General features: G+C 69.0%; 19 protein-coding genes and 2 pseudogenes. 10 read left to right on the forward strand and 11 right to left on the reverse strand.

Going from position 1 to position 17,477, the window contains the following annotated elements; translation table 11 throughout:
• The first annotated feature begins 153 nt into the window (after window positions 1-153).
• Window positions 154-1,390 (forward strand): annotated as a pseudogene (locus SKC42_RS14895) (IS256 family transposase).
• A gap of 171 nt (window positions 1,391-1,561) precedes the next feature.
• On the opposite strand, the gene SKC42_RS14900 reads toward SKC42_RS14895, so the two are convergent.
• Window positions 1,562-1,861 (reverse strand): hypothetical protein, encoded by a 300-nt coding sequence (locus SKC42_RS14900; RefSeq protein ID WP_330965067.1) that lies wholly within the window; start codon window positions 1,859-1,861, stop codon window positions 1,562-1,564.
• Window positions 1,862-1,996: 135 nt separating this feature from the next.
• A complete protein-coding gene (locus SKC42_RS14905; RefSeq protein ID WP_330965068.1) occupies window positions 1,997-2,704 on the reverse strand; it encodes an IclR family transcriptional regulator in 708 nt (235 codons plus the stop codon).
• Window positions 2,705-2,953: 249 nt separating this feature from the next.
• Between SKC42_RS14905 and SKC42_RS14910 the strand changes: the two are divergent.
• From SKC42_RS14910 to SKC42_RS14945, 9 genes and pseudogenes are all read left to right on the forward strand, one after another.
• A pseudogene (locus tag SKC42_RS14910) lies at window positions 2,954-3,211 on the forward strand (serine hydrolase); the annotation flags it as partial.
• A gap of 436 nt (window positions 3,212-3,647) precedes the next feature.
• Entirely contained in the window at window positions 3,648-4,115 is a 468-nt protein-coding gene (locus tag SKC42_RS14915) for a nuclear transport factor 2 family protein (RefSeq protein WP_330965069.1), read from the forward strand.
• A gap of 73 nt (window positions 4,116-4,188) precedes the next feature.
• Complete coding sequence (locus SKC42_RS14920; protein WP_330965070.1) at window positions 4,189-4,836, forward strand: pyridoxamine 5'-phosphate oxidase family protein; 648 nt, start codon at window positions 4,189-4,191, stop codon at window positions 4,834-4,836.
• A gap of 38 nt (window positions 4,837-4,874) precedes the next feature.
• Entirely contained in the window at window positions 4,875-6,641 is a 1,767-nt protein-coding gene (locus tag SKC42_RS14925; protein WP_330965071.1) for an MOSC and FAD-binding oxidoreductase domain-containing protein, read from the forward strand.
• Between the two features lie 139 nt (window positions 6,642-6,780).
• Window positions 6,781-7,104, forward strand: a complete 324-nt coding sequence (locus SKC42_RS27760; RefSeq protein WP_442932154.1) for a hypothetical protein — start codon at window positions 6,781-6,783, stop codon at window positions 7,102-7,104.
• Between the two features lie 85 nt (window positions 7,105-7,189).
• Complete coding sequence (locus SKC42_RS14930) at window positions 7,190-7,981, forward strand: hypothetical protein (protein ID WP_442932155.1); 792 nt, start codon at window positions 7,190-7,192, stop codon at window positions 7,979-7,981.
• Window positions 7,978-8,244, forward strand: a complete 267-nt coding sequence (locus SKC42_RS14935; RefSeq protein WP_330965072.1) for a hypothetical protein — start codon at window positions 7,978-7,980, stop codon at window positions 8,242-8,244. The genes SKC42_RS14930 and SKC42_RS14935 overlap by 4 nt, the downstream gene beginning before the upstream one ends.
• Entirely contained in the window at window positions 8,241-8,582 is a 342-nt protein-coding gene (locus SKC42_RS14940) for an STAS domain-containing protein (protein ID WP_330965073.1), read from the forward strand. Before SKC42_RS14935 ends, SKC42_RS14940 begins: the two co-directional genes overlap by 4 nt.
• Before the next feature lie 28 nt (window positions 8,583-8,610).
• Window positions 8,611-9,288 (forward strand): phosphoribosyltransferase, encoded by a 678-nt coding sequence (locus tag SKC42_RS14945; RefSeq protein ID WP_330965074.1) that lies wholly within the window; start codon window positions 8,611-8,613, stop codon window positions 9,286-9,288.
• A gap of 9 nt (window positions 9,289-9,297) precedes the next feature.
• On the opposite strand, the gene SKC42_RS14950 is transcribed toward SKC42_RS14945, so the two are convergent.
• The 9 genes from SKC42_RS14950 to murC all read right to left on the reverse strand — a co-directional run bounded on the left by SKC42_RS14950 (window position 9,298) and on the right by murC (window position 17,457).
• Window positions 9,298-9,675 carry a hypothetical protein gene (locus SKC42_RS14950; RefSeq protein ID WP_330965075.1) on the reverse strand — a complete coding sequence of 126 codons (378 nt, stop codon included), beginning with the start codon at window positions 9,673-9,675 and terminating at the stop codon, window positions 9,298-9,300.
• 63 nt (window positions 9,676-9,738) lie between these two features.
• The gene (wag31, locus tag SKC42_RS14955; protein ID WP_330965076.1) at window positions 9,739-10,551 is read right to left on the reverse strand and encodes a DivIVA-like cell division protein Wag31; all 813 of its coding nucleotides are present in this window, start codon (window positions 10,549-10,551) and stop codon (window positions 9,739-9,741) included.
• Between the two features lie 261 nt (window positions 10,552-10,812).
• Window positions 10,813-11,103, reverse strand: a complete 291-nt coding sequence (locus SKC42_RS14960; RefSeq protein ID WP_023364806.1) for a YggT family protein — start codon at window positions 11,101-11,103, stop codon at window positions 10,813-10,815.
• Window positions 11,104-11,260: 157 nt separating this feature from the next.
• Window positions 11,261-11,905, reverse strand: coding sequence for a cell division protein SepF (locus SKC42_RS14965; protein ID WP_330965077.1), 645 nt, complete (start codon window positions 11,903-11,905; stop codon window positions 11,261-11,263).
• Between the two features lie 62 nt (window positions 11,906-11,967).
• Window positions 11,968-12,780, reverse strand: a complete 813-nt coding sequence (locus tag SKC42_RS14970) for a YggS family pyridoxal phosphate enzyme (RefSeq protein ID WP_330965078.1) — start codon at window positions 12,778-12,780, stop codon at window positions 11,968-11,970.
• 5 nt (window positions 12,781-12,785) lie between these two features.
• The gene (pgeF, locus tag SKC42_RS14975) at window positions 12,786-13,493 is read right to left on the reverse strand and encodes a peptidoglycan editing factor PgeF (protein ID WP_330965079.1); all 708 of its coding nucleotides are present in this window, start codon (window positions 13,491-13,493) and stop codon (window positions 12,786-12,788) included.
• 106 nt (window positions 13,494-13,599) lie between these two features.
• Window positions 13,600-14,754 (reverse strand): cell division protein FtsZ, encoded by a 1,155-nt coding sequence (ftsZ, locus tag SKC42_RS14980; RefSeq protein ID WP_330965080.1) that lies wholly within the window; start codon window positions 14,752-14,754, stop codon window positions 13,600-13,602.
• Window positions 14,755-15,064: 310 nt separating this feature from the next.
• The gene (locus SKC42_RS14985) at window positions 15,065-16,012 is read right to left on the reverse strand and encodes a cell division protein FtsQ/DivIB (protein ID WP_442932156.1); all 948 of its coding nucleotides are present in this window, start codon (window positions 16,010-16,012) and stop codon (window positions 15,065-15,067) included.
• Complete coding sequence (murC, locus tag SKC42_RS14990; protein ID WP_330965178.1) at window positions 16,009-17,457, reverse strand: UDP-N-acetylmuramate--L-alanine ligase; 1,449 nt, start codon at window positions 17,455-17,457, stop codon at window positions 16,009-16,011. Before murC ends, SKC42_RS14985 begins: the two co-directional genes overlap by 4 nt.
• Window positions 17,458-17,477 lie beyond the last annotated feature (20 nt).

Below are 17,477 nucleotides of genomic sequence, written 5' to 3' on the forward strand. Positions count from 1 at the left end.
CGGGGGTAAGTCCCCTGGTTGGTGGGGTTTGGGGAGCCGGGGTGACGGCGCCGGGCCTGCTGGCGGTGTGTCGTTGCTCTTGCTGGGGTGGGCCGTCGCGTAGTGGTCAGTGAGTTTCCGACCAAAGTGACTCACAGAAAGACATACGACGCGATGCCCCAGAACCATTGGGCCCTGCTTGACCAGCTCGACGCGCTCAAGTCGGCCGACGCTTGGGTAGTGTTCGCCGAGTTGATCCGCGCCGGGCTGCAGGCGCTGATCGAGGCCGAGGCCACTGAGGCGATCGGCGCCGGCCGCTACCAGCGCAGCGATGTGCGTACGATGCGCCGCAACGGGCACCGACCTAAGACGGTGTCGACGACGGCCGGGGATATCGAGGTGCCGATCCCCAAGCTGCGGGCTGGGTCGTTCTTCCCGTCGCTGCTGCAGCGCCGCCGCCGCCGCCGCCGCCGCATCGATAATGCGTTGCACGCGATGATCATGGAGGCCTACGTACATGGCGTGTCGACGCGCGGCGTCGATGACCTGGTCGCTGCGATGGGAGTCGAATCCGGTGTCTCCACGTCGGAGGTTTCCCGGATCTGCACCGGCTCGGACAAAGAGATTGAGGCGTTTCGGACCCGCAGCCTGTCTCACTCGCAGTTTCCGTACATGTTCTGCGATGCGACGCTCTGCAAGGTCCCTATCGGGGCGTACGTGGTCCCTCAGGCCCTGGTGGTGGCCACCGGGGTGTCCATCGGGGGTACCCGCGAAGTGCTGGGGTACCGCCGTCGGGGACAGCGAGTCCTACGAGTTCTGGCGCGAATTCCTCGCCTCGCTCAAAGCCCGGGGGCTGAGCCGGGTGAATCTGGTCATCTCCGATGCTCATGCCGGGTTGAAAGCTGCTGTGGCACAACCGTTCACCGGATCGTCGTGGCAGCTGTGCCGGGTGCATTTCTTGCGCAATCTGCGCACCGCGCTGGCGGCCAAACATGCCGCGGCGGTCAAGACCATCTTCGCCCACACCGACCCAGCCGAGGTCGCCACGCAGTGGGACCGGGTCGCTGACACCCTGGCCGGCTCGTTTCCGAAGGTGGCCGCGATGATGGCTGACGCCAAGACCGACGAGCTGGCGTTCACGGCGTTCCCGAAGGCCCATTGGTAGAAGATCTGGTCGAACAATCCGATCGAGCGGTTGAACAAGGAGATCAAGCGCCGGGCCGATGCCGTGGGGATCTTCCCCATCCCGGCAGCGTTCCCGCGACCGGCCACCGCGGTAGTCATCGAAGCCCACGACGAGTGGCAGGTCACCCGCCCCTATCTCTCTGATGCCTCCCCGGACGAACTCCGGGCCGTTATCGCCGCCAAACGCGACGCCGGAGCGCTTGCCAAACACCACCAAATCGCCTAGCGTTCAACACGACTCGTTGATCGCAACGCCGAGAAACACCCCAGATCCGAAGCCCACCACCCCCTCGACACTTTCTGCCAGAAGTCGATGTCCGCGCATTGGCGGTGGTCAGTCGGTTTGCGGGGTTATCCGTTGCGCCACGGGCGGAGAGGCGTCCTGGTATATGCATGTTCAAGCCTCGCCGAGGGCGATTGTGCAGGTATTACTCCATAACAGGCCGTCATCGCTGCCTGCGGCGGAGCGGTGGTCGGTGGCGCTGATCCGCAGGGTTCCGCTGGCTGTCGCGGTCGGAAGGGCTGCGTGGAGAAGGCCTTCGGCGTCCGTGGTGTAGGTGAGGTAATCGGCGATGTCATCGCGGCCCGTGGTGATCCGGATGGTCACGGGGTAGTCGGGCTGAAATCCGCTGCCGATGACGAAGACCTCGTCCGCAGTCGCCGCGATGGACGGGGTGTTGTCGGCGGCGATCGTCATCAAGTGCTCCGGTCGGCTCAGCGCTCCGACGGTGGTGGTATCGACGCTGGCGTCGTGGTCTGCGACAGACGCCCCGCGAGGACTGTCCTTGAAGAAGACACCTAGGGCACGAGAAAGGGCAACGGTTCGGTTCAGTCAGCGGACCCGAACCGGGCATTCTTTGCCCGCCGTCAGGTTGCGCTCGATTTGGCGGGCGGCCTGCAGTACTCGATTGGGCAGCTGTGGCGGCGGTGCGGGCGCACAGATGGTGCAACTGACCGCCCCCGCGCAGTGACCGTTGGAGTGCCATACGGGTGCGGCGACGCAATTCATATCGGGGATCGGGTCGCGGTGCTCGGCAATGATCGCGTGCGGGTTGCGGAGGGTGTCCCTCAACTGCTGCCACTCGGTGGGTGTCCAGCGGCCGGGTCTGACCTCACCGTGGGGTTGGGTGCCGTAGAGGACGCGTCCGGTCGCGGTGCGGGCGGCGGCGTCGCGGTCCAGGTCGCTCAGCGTCCAGGCGCGGCCGCGCGGTGCGGCCGCCGTGACGATCCGAATCCGGCCACCGTCAAGCACGCACATCGACGCGGCGGCGTGCAACTCGGCGGCCAGATTATGTATAGGATCTCGGGCCGCCCGACGCAGTATCGGATCCGGTTGCCACCGTTTGCCGTACTTGGCCAGCCGCGACCCGATATAGTACCGGTGGTCGACTCGTTGGGCGGCGCCCAGTTTGACGAGTTGCTCGGCCAGGCGATATGCGGAGGTTTTCGCTAGCCCGGTCGCGTGAACGAGCGCGGTCAGACCGATGCCGTCCTCGGCATGAGCGACCGCGTCGAGGACGGCGAACGCACCCGTCAGCACACCGCGACCCGGCCCACAGGTCAGCATTTGCTCGGATAGGTCTAGTGCGTTGTCACAACCGTCGTCTGCGGCGGCGGGTATAGGACCCGCCGCCGTGAGAGGCGCAGATATCGAGACGTTCATGCAGGGGCCGCCACCATGAGACAAACGCGCGGGAACCCGCGACAGCGAAGAGCATAAGCCCCCGCCGGTGCGCCAGTCTGCAAATTTCGCTGCAACATGAAACGAACGACCGGCGTGAACTACAGCGTATTGCCCGGGTTCAGCGTGCACCGGCCCAACGATTAGGGGCTGGGATTCGAGGTTCGGGGTTCGAAATCACCACACTGGACGGGTAGGCGCAATTCGGCGCCGACCTAAGGACATTTCGGGGTATCAGGCTGTTTTATATGGGTGGACCCAGAGGCGAATCTGGCGCTGGTGGTTCTTACAGACCGCGTTTTCGGCGAGTGGGCCCGAGGCGTGTGGCCCGCGCTTTCCGACCTAGTGATATCCGAGTACAACTGAGCTTCCACAACCTTCAAGGGCTGCCCATTGTGGACGTGGAAACTGGTATCCCGTCCAATAGTTCATCACTCGATTGGAGACTTGATCCTAAATGCCGATCTTCTCAGTCGTCACCCCAGTCTAGGGTGACGAACCCTTCTTCGGTCGGTGGCGGGGCCGGTACTGAACCGCGTCGACACCTGGTCGATCCATTCGAGGTCACCACCACGTATCCCGACATCCCTCCACCAGCCGTGAGATCGCTGGTCAACGACTCAGTTGCAAGATCTCAACTCGTGTCGTAAGTGGCCAAGTCCCCCCTCGGACACTCTTACGACCAGGCGATTGATCCGAGCCAGCGACCCAGCGATCTGGCGTTGCCTTCTTCCATTCACCCACCCGGAGCAACTTAATCTGTCGGAACACGCGACATGCGCCCGAGGAAGGACCCGACCGGATGACCGAATCCCGCCCGCCGTTTCCGCCGTACGACCTGGACTCGGCGCGGATCAAGGTCCAGGCCGCCGAGGATGCCTGGAACACCTGCGACCCCCACAAGGTCAGCCTGGCGTACACGCCCGACAGCGCTTGGCGTAACCGCGACCAGTTCGTCACCGGCCGGGACCAGATCGTGGAGTTTCTCACCGCCAAGTGGGAGCGGGAGCTCGACTACGCGCTGCGCAAGAGCCTGTGGGACTTCCACGGCAACCGGATCGCGGTGCGGTTCCAGTACGAGTGCCGCGACGCCGCCGGCCAGTGGTGGCGCAGCTATGGCAACGAGCTGTGGGAGTTCGACGACAACGGGTTGATGCGCCGCCGCGAGGCGAGCATCAACGATCTCCGCATCGACGAGTCCGAACGCCGCTACTTCGGACCCAGGCCGGAGAACGAGCGTGGCCCCGGCCACGACATCCCGCTGCGCTGACCGGTGGATGATACGGGCGTCTCGAGCTGTTGAGAATGGCACCACGTCCCGAGCCCCGCGATCGGAGCACCCCATGAGCAAGCACTACGGGACCATCGCGTTCACCGAGGACGTTCGCGCCCTCCAGCGCGACCATGGCAGCGAGGCCTTCTACGACCGCAAACGCGTCGCCGGGAAGGCTTCGCCCGGCCGCGATCCACTGACCGACAGCGAGCGGGACTACCTCGCCGAGCGCGACAGTTTCTACCTCTCGACGGTCAGCGAGACGGGCTGGCCCTATGTCCAATTCCGCGGCGGACCAACGGGTTTCCTTCGTGTGCTGGACGATCACACCATCGGGTGGGCCGATTTTCGGGGCAATCTGCAGTACATCAGCACCGGCAACCTGACCGGCCAGGACCGCGTCGCCATCATCGCCGTTGACTACGCGCACCGGCGTCGCCTCAAGATCTTCGGCCACGCCCGTATCGTTACCGCCCAGGAGAACCCACAACTGGCCGCGTCGCTGACCGAACCCACCTACGAGGCCGCCGTCGAGCGCGCCGTCGTCGTCGACGTCGAGGCCTTCGACTGGAACTGCCCGCAGCACATCACGCCCAGGTTCACCGCCGCCGAACTCGAACCCGCGTTGACGTCGCTGCGGGAAAGGCTGGCCGCACTGGAGGCGGAAAACGCCAAACTGCGCGAGGATCTTGATGACTGCCGGAATCGTCCCCACTGACGCCGCGGCGGCCGCCCCGACCCGATGAGGTGAGCGACATGGCCAGGCTGGTTTCGGTGAACGTCGGCAAGCCGAAAGACGTTTCGTGGCAAGGTCGTACGGTCTACACCGGCATCTGGAAGTCCCCGGTGGCGGGGCCGCGCATGGTCCGGCGGCTTAACATCGACGGCGACGGGCAGGGCGACCTGGGCGGACACGGCGGCGAAAACCGCGCCGTGCTGGTCTACCAACTCGCCGCCTACGACCACTGGGCGGCGGAGCTCGGCCGCGACGACCTGGAGCCCGGCGCGCTCGGGGAGAACTTCACCGTCGACGGGCTCCCCGACGACGAGGTGTGCATCGGCGATCGCTACCGCATCGGCCAGGTGGTGCTCGAGGTCACCCAGCCCCGCGTCACCTGCTACCGGGTGGGCATCCGGCTCGGCGAGCCCCGCATGCCGGCACTGTTGGTATCGCACCGGCGGCCCGGCTTCTACTGCCGCGTGCTGACCGAGGGTGAGGTCGAGGCCGGCCAGGACATCGAGAAGGTCGCGGCCGGACCCGAAGAGGTCACCGTCGCCGAGATCGACGCGCTGCTCTACCTGCCCGGCCATCCCCGGGACGCTCTGGAACGCGCGCTGCGCATCCCGGCGCTCAGCCCCGGCTGGAAGTGGTCGCTGCAGCAGTTGCTCGACCAGGGCGCGGGCAAGGCGACCGGCAACAGCGGGCTGACCGGCAATAGCGCGCCGCCGCCGGCCTGGCCGGGCTTCCGGCGGCTGCGCGTGACCGGCACCCAAGACGAAAGCCGCAGCGTGCGCTCCATTTTCCTGGCCGACGCCGACGACGCGGCGCTGCCGGAATGGCTGCCCGGCCAGTCGATCACGCTGCGGCTTCCGGCCGGGCCCGGTGGTGCCTCCCTCATCCGCAACTACTCGCTGTCCAACGAACCCGGCTCCGGCGCCTACCGCATCGGCGTCAAGCGCGAGCCGCTCGGCACCGTCAGCGCCTACATCCACGCCCAGGTCCGGCCCGGCGACATCCTCGATGTCGCGGCCCCGCGCGGCACGTTCTTCCTCGACGACGGCCCCGCCCCGGTGATCCTGCTGTCGGCCGGAGTCGGCGCGACACCGGTGTTGTCCATGCTGCACTCGCTGGCCAAAACCGCGTCGACACGGTCGGTCTGGTGGCTGCACGGCGCGCGCGACGGCGCCGAACACCCGTTCGCCGCGGAGGCACGCGGTCTGCTCGAAGCGTTGCCCAACGGGCATTCCCACATCGTGTACAGCCGCCCGGAGGTCACCGACCGCCTGGGCGTCGAGTACGACGAACAGGGCCGGCTTTCGGCCGACAAGCTACGCCGCCTGGCGCTGCCCGCGAATGCGCGGGCCTTCATTTGCGGTCCGGAATTGTTCATGGACGAAATGGCGGAGGCGCTTGCCGGGTTAGGTATCGATCCCGCCGACGTCCATATGGAGAAATTCGGCGCACGCGCCGCCCTCACACCCGGTATCGCCCCTACCGATGCCAAGCCCCCGCACCCGCCGAAAGGCCCGGAGGGACCGGGACCCGAAATCCAATTCGCGCGCAGCGCGCTCACAGTGCGGTGGGCGCCCGGCTATGGAAGCCTGCTCGAATTCGCCGAAGCTTGTGACGTCCCTACCCGCTGGTCCTGCCGCACCGGCGTCTGCCACAACTGCGAAACGGCGCTGCTGTCGGGGCGGGTGCGCTACGACCCGGAACCCCTCGAACCGCCCGCCCCGGGCAGTGTCCTGCTTTGCGTTTCCACGCCAGCAGAACCTTCGGAGAACATCGTTCTCGATCTCTGAATGAACACAAGGGAATACGCGTCGTCGCGGTGCAAGAGCCCCTCGTCCGGGTCCGTGCGTAGACTCGAATCTTACCGGGTCACACTCGGGCCAGATCCGGTTCGAAGGCGATCACACAGACCACTGACAGGCTCATGCGATGCATGATGGAGCGCCCGTGGGCGTCGAGACCGAACTCGACGCCTTGTGGGCCTCCGTGCCCTGTCCCACCGTGGTGGTCGACCGTGCCGGCATCGTCCGGACCGTGAGCGCATCGGCCGAGTCCGTCCTCCCCGACACCACGCCGGGTGCCCGCCTCGAGGACGCGGCCGCCTGGCTGTCGCGGGCACACGACCGTCTGGCCGGCGCCACGCCGGACCCCGCTGACACCGTCGCCGTCGTCGTGTCCGGAAGCCTGGCGGGGCGCAAGTTCGACCCGCACGCCGCGGTGCTGCCCAGCGGCGAGGTCGTGGTCGCTGGTTGAGGACGCCGGCCAGCTGCTGCGGGACGCGCAGCGCGCGCTGGCCCGCGAGCAGCAGCGCACCGCGTTCCTGCTCGAGGCGTCTTCCGTGCTGACGGCCTCGCTGAACGTCGACCGCTGCCGGGAGGCGACCGTGCAGATGGCGGCCCGCCACCTGGCGGACGCGGCGGTGCTGGTGGCGGCCGCGGGCCGCGCCCGCCGACTTCCGGTGTTCAGCAGCGGCATGGGCGGGGCGGTCGAGCAGTGCAGCGTGGACGCCGACCCGGCGACGGTTGCCGGGTTGAGCGAGGCGCTGCACGGCTTCCCGCCCGTCTCCTCGGGCTGGATCGATCCCGCCTCTGTGCCGGATTGGCTTGTGCCGCAAACTTTTTCCGGGGAAGTCGGCTCGGCGGCGATCATGACGCTACCCGGGCACGGGGTCTCGGCCGGGGCGCTGGTGCTGCTGCGGCACGCCGACCGGCCGGTCTTCTCCGAGGATGAAGAGATGTTCGCGCGGCTGTTCGCGGCGCGGGCCGGAGCGGCGCTGTCCGCCGCGCGGCTGCATGCGGAGCAGGCGGCGATCACGCGCACCCTGATGCGCGACCTGCTGCCCCCGCCGTTGCATGGCCTGCACGGAATCGAGTACGCCGGCGGTTACCGGGCGTCGAACGATTACGAGGTCGTGGGCGGCGATTTCTTCGGCGACCAGCGCCTGGCCGACGCGCTCACCCCATGCGCCGGGATGCCGGCCGAGGCCGTGGTCGAGCGCGTGCTGATGCTGACCGCGCAGTGGGTGGGGTACTGCGCCCACGACGACATCGCCGTGGTCGCCATCACTGCCCCGCGGCGCACGCATCTCAGCGCGGTCGACGGCCACACCCGGGGGAGGTATATCGCTTGAGTCGCAATGACACCGAGGCCGCCACCACCCGGATTGCCGCTGCCACCGAGAACGTCGACGACCTCCAAAGCCACCTCACCCGTGAGCGGCTGTGGGGCGCCCTCACCGACCGCGACGAGCACGCGGCGGCCGCCACCGTCTTCGACGCGCTGGACGCGGGCATGACGCCCGAGGACGTGCTGAACGATTTCCCCCGAGCGCGCCGCCTGCTGCACGCGGCCAAAGTCGCACTCGACGCCGAGAGCCCGGGAGCACCCGAATGAGCCTGACCATCACCGCCGCCAAAACGTCCCGATCGGCCAGCCTGCGCCTCGCCGGGGAAGTCGACTATCAGTCGACCGGCAGCTTCGTCGACACCGTCGACGAACTGATCGGCCGGCGGCCGGCACCGGCGGACCTGCACCTGGACCTCTCGGAACTGACCTTCTGCGACCCGGCCGGCCTGTCCGGTCTCCTCCTCGCGCACCGCCGGACGAGCCAGGCGGGCGTGCGGCTGCACCTCGAGCACCGACCCCAGTTTCTCGATCAGATCCTCGACATCACCGGCACATTCGAGCACCTCGTCACCTCGAACGCCGCCGGCGAGACCGGGGTCCGTTAAGACCGCCGCCTCGAGTCCGGCCCCGACGATGACTCCCCCGGGCGGCTTCCTCCGGCGAACCCGGACGCGCACGTTCCGCGACCGTCGCGAAGCCGGCCGCGCGCTGGCCGACGAGCTCGTCTCCTACCGTCACCGCGACGATGTGCTGGTACTCGGGCTGGCGCGCGGCGGCGTCCCGGTGGCCTGGGAGGTCGCGGCGGCGCTCCACGCGCCGATGGACGTCTTCGTGGTCCGCAAACTCGGGGTGCCCGGCTGGTCCGAGCTCGCGATGGGGGCGCTGGCCAGCGGGGGTGCGATGGTGATGAACGACGACGTGATCGCGGGCCTGCACGTCACGGACGAGCAGGTGCGCGAGGTGATCGAAAACGAGAGCGCCGAGCTCGCCCGCCGCGAGCGGGCCTACCGGGGCGACCGGCCGGTCGCCGACCCCCGCGGCAGGGCCGTCATCCTGGTCGACGACGGCATCGCCACCGGTGCCAGCATGCTGGCCGCCATCCGGGCGGTGCGATCCGCGGGGCCGAAGTCGATCGTGGTGGCGGTGCCCGTCGGGGCGGCGTCGACCTGTCGCGAGCTCGCGCGGGCGGCCGACGAGGTGGTGTGCGCGAGCATGCCGCCCGGATTCGAGGCGGTCGCGCAGGTCTACGCCGACTTTCACCAGGTCGGCGACGACGAGGTGCGCGGGCTGCTCAACTCCCCGACGGGCTGAGCGGAGGTCCTACTTCGCCGGGTCCTCGCCGCGGCCGTCCGCGGGCACCCTCGACTCTTCGGCCTCCCCGGGCTCGCCGGCGGGGGCGTCACCGGTTGCGTCGTGGCCACCGGCGGCGGGCTCGTGCGGCTCCTCTTCGGAGACTTCCTCAGGGTAGTCGACGTAGGCGTCGTGGTCCTCATCGGGCGCCCCGCCCTCATGGCCCTCGTGCGGCAGGTCGCCGGTGTCGCGCCGCTGGCGCTCACGCACCGCGTCGATGATCAACAGCACCACGCCCAGGACGCTGGCCCCGATGCAGACCCACGCCACCAGCTCGTTGCTGGTGACGACGGCGAACACCAACGCGACGAGCCCGATCAGGGCCAGGACCAGCGCAATGATGAGCATCAGTCGTCCTCCAACCGACAGGCCCGACCGTCGGGTCCAGGCATCTGGTGTGCGATTCCGACGTTAGTTATTGCCCCGATTGAATTGGTCGAACCCACCGGCGTCGGCGCTGGAGTCGACCGGTGCGGCCGATCCGCGCTGGCCGAGCTCCTCCAGCTGGGATTCCAGGTAGGTCTTGAGCCGGGTGCGGTATTCGCGCTCGAAGGTGCGGAGCTGCTCGAGGCGGCCCTCCAGCACGGTGCGCTGCTGGTTGATGGTCCCCATGATCTCGGAGTGCTTGCGCTCGGCGTCGGCCTGCAGAGCGTCGGCCTTTTCCTGGGCCTGACGCAGCTGGGTCTCGGAGCGGGTCTGGGCGTCGGCCAGCATCGCGTCGGCGCGCTGGCGGGCTTCGGTGACCGTGGTTTCGGCGGTGTGCCGGGCCTCGCTGAGGATCTGGTCGGCGTTGGCGCGGGCGTCGGCCAGCATCTTCTCCGACTCCGCCTTCGCGGTGCTGGTCAGGCGGTCGGCGGTGTCCTGCGCGAGGGTCAACACGCGGGCGGCCTTCATGGCCTGCTCCTCGTTGTTGCCCGCAGGCGCCACGACCGGCGCGGGCGCCGCGACCGGCGCCGGGGCCGGCTTGACGGGCTCCGGTTCGGGCACCGGGATCGCCTGGGTGGGGGCAGCGGTGACGGACGGGCCGGCGCCGCCCCCGGAGGCCAGCTCCTGGTCCAGCTCCTCGATCCGCTGACGCAGATCGGAGTTCTCTTCGATGAGCCGCGTCAGCTCGGCCTCGACCAGGTCGAGGAACGCGTCGACCTCGTCTTCGTTGTAGCCCCGCTTGCCGATGGGTGGCTTACTGAACGCCACATTGTGGACGTCGGCTGGTGTAAGCGGCATTGTTTCGTCCCCTCAAGTTCCTGTCGAACGTTCTGGAAAGTGTAGAACGCAGTGCTAGCCGTCGTGCAACTGCCGTCCATCCTGTCACACCAGCCGCGAACGTTGCTGAGTCGGTCAGTAATTAAGGACGGATTTCAAACACTAAGAGCAATAAAATCCCATTCCTTAGATTTTTTAAATCGCGCCCCCCGAACCGACACTAAACCGTGGCCGAACCGTCTCCCGGCTCCGTTAGCGACTTCTCCGGTGGCCGCCCGTCGCTCACGCGGCGGCACCGAACGCCAGCTGCATGCCGATGAACGCGACCAGAAGCAGCACCATGATCGACAGGTCGAAGCGGACCGCACCGATCGTGAGCTGGGGAATCAGCCGGCGAAGCAGCTTCACCGGCGGATCGGTGATCGACATGATGATCTCGAGGATCACCACGGTCAGGCCGGTGGGCCGCCAGTCGCGGCTGAATGAGCGGATGAACTCCACGACCACGCGCGCAATGAGCAGCAGCCAGAAGATGAACAGCGCAAACCCAAGAATCTGGAAAAACAGCACCAACTGCGGGCCCCGACCTTACTCGTGAGACGTCAAGTGCCGCACCTCAGCACGGCAGTTGCCAGCGTACCGACTCCGAAGAGGCGCCCACATCCGGTGTGAGCAGCATCAACACGGTGAGGTGGGTGCCCGGGCCCCGCGACGCGGGGCGGCCAGCGCGCTATTGGTAGGCGTAGAAACCGGTTTCGGCGATCCGGCGGCGCTCCTCGGGGGAGACGTCGACGTCGGCCGGCGACAGCAGGAACACCTTGGTTGCGACCTTGTCGAAGGACCCGCGCAGCGCGAACGCCAGCCCGGCGGCGAAGTCGACCAGGCGTTTTGCGTCGGCGTTGTCCATAGCCACCAGGTCCATGATCACGGGGGTGCCGTCGCGGAACCGCTCGCCGATGGTGCGGGCCTCGCTGTAGTCTTTGGGCCGCAGCGTGGTGATCTTCGACAGCGGGTGGCCCTCCTCGAACATCATGGCCATCCGGCGCGGGTCCATCGCCAGCGCGCCACGGGTGGAATTGCGCAGCCACGACCCCAGGCGCGGCCGAGTCATGTCGGGCCGGTCGAACTCGCGGGGGTGGACGGCGCCGTAGCGCGGGTCCTCCGCGTAGCCGCCGCGGTAACTGCCCGGCGGCGGGTAGTCGGCGGGCTCGGCGCGCGGGTCGTCGTAGTCGCGGCCCTCGTAGCGGCCATACCCCTCATCGAAGCGGGGGCGCGGGAAGCCGCGGGACGGGGCCCGGTCGTCGTAGTACTCGTCGTCGTAGTCGTCCATCGGGGCCATCCCGAAATAGGCCTTGACCTTGTGCAGTGTGCTCATTGCGTTCGACCCCTTCTGGCCCCTGGTGTTGGTGTCAGTGATGAAGATGTGACTACAGTGACTTAATACGGTGACGGTAGCGGCCGGGAACCCATTAGCGCGGTACCGACACGCACACACGTCGAACCGTGTTTGACGGCGATCTCGAAATCGTTCGTCATGCCGGCCGAGAGGCCGACCGCCCCCGGGTGCGACCCGAGGACCCGGCGGTGTTCGCTTTGCAACCGGTCGAAGGCCCGGTCGGGATCCCAGTCCAGCGGCGGAATCGCCATCAGCCCGACGAGCTTGAGGTTCTTAGCGTGCGCGGTCTGGTCGCACACCTGGTCGACGGCCTTGGCGTTGGAGATGTCGACTCCCCCGCGCGAGACGTCGCCGTCGAGGCTGAGCTGCACGTAAACGCGAAGCGGCTCGGCGCGGTGTCCGTCGGCGAGCGCGACGGCCGATCCGCGATCGAGCGCGGTCACCAGCGGGACGCTGTCCACGGAGTGCGCGGCGTGCGCCCACCGCGCCAGCGAGCGCGCCTTGTTGCGCTGGATGTGTCCCACCATGTGCCAACGAATGCCGCGCGGGTCGGCCCAGGGGGAAGCCGACCCTTTGGCGGTTTCGGCCAGACGGGCGACTTCGGCCACCTTCGCCGACGCTTCCTGGTCCCGCGATTCGCCAACGGCCCGGCAACCCAATCGAGACAAAATCGCTACATCGGTTGCTGGAAAGAATTTGGTAATTGGCAAAAGTTCAATTTCGCCGACATTGCGACCCGCCGCTTCCGCGGCCGCGGCAAGGCGCGATCGCACCACCGCCAACGCATGGGTCAATTCGGCTTCGCGGTTTCCCGGCTCGCCCCGACTTCCGCCGGCTGCATCCCCTGGGCCCACGACCGTCACTCCATCCAGACCAGCGAGGCCAGCCGCCCCGTCGGCGCGTCCCGGCGGTGGCTGAACAGTCTCGGGTCGGCCACCGTGCAACGCGGGTCGATGTCGATCGACGTGACGCCTAAACCCTTGAGCTGCAAGGCTATTCCGGCCCGCAGATCGAGGCCGGGTGTCCCAGCCGCGGTGGTGGTGCGGCTGCCGGGCAGCGCCGCCTCCACCTCGGTCGCCATCGCCGCGGGAACTTCGTAGTTGCCGCCGCTGACCGCCGGGCCCAGCAGCACCGAGATATCGGCGGCCTGGGCGCCCAGGCCCAGCATCGCCTCGACCGCCCGAACCACCACCCCGCGCTGTGCGCCGACGCGACCGGCGTGCACCGCCGCGACCACACCCGCGCGTGCGTCCGCCAGCAACACCGGCACGCAGTCGGCGGTCACCACGGCCAGCGCCAGGCGCGGCGTGGTGGTTACGAGCGCGTCGGTCTCGTCGACCGCCGCGTCCAGCGGCCCGTCCACGACCTCGACACGGTCGCCGTGGACCTGGTTCATCCACACCAGCCGGTCGGCGCCGAGGCCCGTCGCGGCGGCCAGGCGGGCGCGGTTCGCGGCCACCGCCGCCGGGTCGTCACCGACGTGATCGCCGAGGTTGAAGGTGTCGAAGGGGGGCGTCGAAACACCACCCGCGCGGGTGGTGGTCACCCGCCGGATGCGAACGCTCACACGACAATTATCAGAGACGCCCGGTCGGCGGTGCGGTCCCGACCCCGCGGACAGTGCGGCCCCGGTTCTCCGTCGGCGCTGCCATGACCCTGTCGCGCCCATGTCCTCAACGGCGCATGAACGGCGGCACGTCGACCTCGTCGTCGTCGCCCCCGATGTTCAGCGTCGCACCGTTGGTGTGCAACGGCACGCTGACCGCGTCAACCGGCTCGAACAGCGTCGAGCTGAGCTTTCCAGCCTTCGCCGACTCGATGCGGTGGGCTCCGCCGGTACTGGTGTCCGCCGCGCCGCCCACCACGGGCTTGCGCCCGGGCCCGGCGGCGTCGAAGCCGGCCGCGATCACCGTGACGCGCACCTCGTCGCCCAGGGAATCGTCGATGACCGTGCCGAAGATGATGTTGGCGTCCGCGTGCGCGGCGTCCTGCACCAGCGACGCCGCCTCGTTGATCTCGAACAGGCCCAGGTCGCTGCCGCCGGCGATCGACATCAGCACGCCCCGTGCGCCCTCCATGGACGCCTCCAGCAGCGGCGAGTTGATCGCGATCTCGGCGGCCTTGAGCGAACGGCCGTCTCCGCGCGCCGAGCCGATGCCCATCAGGGCGGTGCCGGCGCCGGACATGATGCCCTTGACGTCGGCGAAGTCGACGTTGATCAGGCCGGGCGTGGTGATCAGGTCGGTAATGCCCTGCACGCCGTTGAGCAGCACCTCGTCGGCACTGCGGAACGCGTCCATCAGCGACACCGCGGCGTCGCCCATCTGCAGCAGCCGGTCATTGGGGATCACGATCAGGGTGTCGCAGCTCTCGCGCAGCGCGGAGATGCCGTTCTCGGCCTGGTTGCCGCGGCGCTTGCCCTCGAACGAGAACGGCCGGGTCACCACACCGACGGTCAGCGCCCCCAGCTTGCGGGCGATGCTGGCAACGACGGGCGCCCCGCCCGTGCCGGTCCCGCCGCCCTCCCCGGCCGTGACGAACACCATGTCCGCCCCGCGCAGCAGCTCCTCGATCTCGTCCTTGGCGTCCTCGGCGGCCTTGCGCCCGACCTCCGGGTCCGCCCCGGCGCCCAGGCCGCGGGTGGAATCGCGGCCGACGTCCAGCTTGACGTCGGCATCGCTCATCAACAACGCCTGCGCGTCGGTGTTGATCGCGATGAATTCCACGCCCTTGAGGCCCTGCTCGATCATCCGGTTCACGGCGTTGACGCCGCCGCCACCGATCCCGACGACCTTGATCACGGCCAGATAATTGTGCGGGGGGGTCATCATTCGTCTTCCTCCCTGGTGGGCTCAAAGCTCTCGCGATGGCGGTTGTCCGCCTGCAAAACCCTCAACCTCAACCATAGGGTTAGAGTTATGTCAAGTAGTTCCGCGCAACCAGAACGGTATGGGCACGGCGCGCGCTAGCCGCGCAGGCGCGCCGAGGAGCCGTCGCGCAAATTTTTCGCTGGCGGTGAGGTTACGAACGCGGACGGCGCGCCCGCCCGTCCAAGCCAAATGCCCGGCTGGCCGGGCGCTGGGCACCGACGGCCCGGCTGGCCGGGCGTTGGGCGCCCGCGTTGCGGGGCCGCACCGCCTATTTGACCGTCGGCAGATCGGGGCTGGACACGTCGTAGGTCCGCCCCGGTTGCGTCAGCAGCGCGGCCAGCTTCTCCGCCTTCTCCTCGGTACGGTCGGTGGTCCCCCAGATCACCACGCGACCGTCGCCCAGCGTCAGGGTGATCGAGGCGACGGAGGGCGCCGCGATGCGGCCCACCTGGCCGGCGACCTCGGGGCGCAGCGCGGTCAGCACCTGCAGCGCGGCCTTGGTCGCCGGGTCCATGGGGCCGGGGTCGGCGACGTCGAGGTAGGGCAGCGCCGGCGGCGGCGGGCCGGCCGCGAAGTCCACCCCGTCGCGGTCGAACAGATGCGGTCCGTCCGGAAAGTCCTTGACCGCCACGGGAACCCGCTCCACGATCGTGATCCGCAGCGCGGACGGATACTGGCGCTGCACGCGGGCGCTGGCCACCCGCCGGATCGCCGCCACGCGGTCGGCGACCTGGCTGGTGTTGATCTGCAGCAACGGGGTGCCGGGGCGCACCCGCGCGGCGTCCAGCACCTCCTCGCGGGTGACCGTGCCGGTACCCGTCACGACGATGCTGCGCGCCGACATGGCGGGCGTGAAATAGAGGACCAACGCCAGCCCGACCCCGGCAACGGCCAGCAGCACCGTCGCCAGCAGCATCTTCAGCCCGCGAACGACGCCCCGCTTGGCCTGTTTCTGCTGGACGGCGACCCGTCCGCCCGCCCGGCGCTTGGCCTCCCGGCGGGCGTCCTCGATGGCCCGCGCGCGCTCTTCCGCGGCCCGGCGCTCGGCCCGCTCCCGCCGCGCGCGCCGGCGCGGGCCCTCGACCTCGGCGTTCTGCCGCTCTTCGGATTGCGGCCGACCCGCGGCCAGCGGCTCGGTGACGGCGTCGGCCGACGGACCCGAGTCGGCCACGTCGGTCGGGATGGCACCGGCCGGTTCCGGGTTCGGCTCGGTCACCGCAGCGCCCCCGGCCGCCCCGGAGCGCTGCGGTTGGCCCGCACCCGCAGCGCGGTCACGATCTCCGGGCCCAGCAGGGTCACGTCGCCGGCGCCCATGGTGACGATGACGTCGCCGGGGCTCGCCGCCGCGGCCACCTCCTTGGCAACCGCGGAGAAGTTCGGCAGGTAGTGCACCGGCTTGGTGACGTGTTCGGCGACGCTGGCCCCGCTGACGCCCGCCAGGGGTTGTTCCCTGGCACCGTAGACGTCGAGCACGAACACCTCGTCCGCCACGTCCAGTGCGCGGCCGAATTCGGCCGCGAAAGTCTTTGTGCGCGAGTACAAGTGGGGTTGAAAGACCACGATGCACCGGCCGCCGGGGCTCTGCTCGAGCAGCTTGCGGACCGCCGCCAGCGTGGCGCTGATCTCGGTGGGATGGTGGGCATAGTCGTCGAATACCCGCACCGGCGCGTTCGGGGTCGCGCCGACCGCCGAGGAGCCAACCAGTTCGAACCGGCGGCGCACGCCCTCGAAGCCGGCCAGCCCGTCGAGCACCTCGTCGGCGGGGGCGCCGATCTCCACCGCCGCCAGCAACGCCCCGAGCGCGTTGAGCGCCATGTGCCGGCCGGGCACGGAGAGCCGCATCACCCGCGGGTGCGGTTCGCCCGCCAGCTGGACGTGGGCCACGCCCTCGGTGCCGCGCTGCTCCCACGACAGCAGCGTGCCGGCCAGGGGCTCGGGCGGGCCGGCCTCCGCCGACCCGTATCGCAGCACCCGGATCCCCAGCTCGGCCGTGCGTTCGGCCAGCGCGGCGGCCCCGGGGTCGTCGGTGCACACCACCAGAGCTCCCCCGGGGGCGAGCCGCTCCATGAACGCGTCGAACACCGCGACATAGGCGTCGGCGCTGCCGTAGAAGTCCAGGTGGTCGGTCTCGATATTGGTGACCACCACCACGTCGGGGCTGTATTCCAGCAGCGAGCCGTCGCTTTCGTCGGCCTCGGCGACGAAGCAGTTGCCGCTGCCGTGGTGGGCGTTGGTGCCGGCCTCGCCCAGCTCGCCGCCGACGGCGAAGGACGGGTCGCGCCCGCAGTGCTGCAGCGCGACGATCAGCATCGACGTCGTCGTCGTCTTGCCGTGCGTGCCGGTGACCATGAGCGTCGAGCGGCCGGCCATCAGCTTGGCGAGCACGACGGGCCGCAAAACCACCGGGATGCCGCGCCGCCGGGCCTCGACGAGCTCGGGGTTGGTCTTCGGGATCGCCGCGTGGGTGGTGATGACCGCGGTGGGGCCGCCCGGCAGCAGGTCCAGCGACGAGGCGTCGTGGCCGACCCGGATCAGCGCGCCGCGCGCCCGCAGGGCGCGCAGTCCGCGCGACTCCTTGGCGTCGGAGCCGGACACCAGCCCGCCGCGGTCGAGCAGGATGCGGGCGATGCCGGACATGCCGGCCCCGCCGATGCCCACCATGTGGACCCGTCTCAGCTCGG

The sequence above is a fragment of the Mycobacterium sp. 050134 genome (genome assembly GCF_036409085.1).
Lineage (GTDB): Bacteria > Actinomycetota > Actinomycetes > Mycobacteriales > Mycobacteriaceae > Mycobacterium.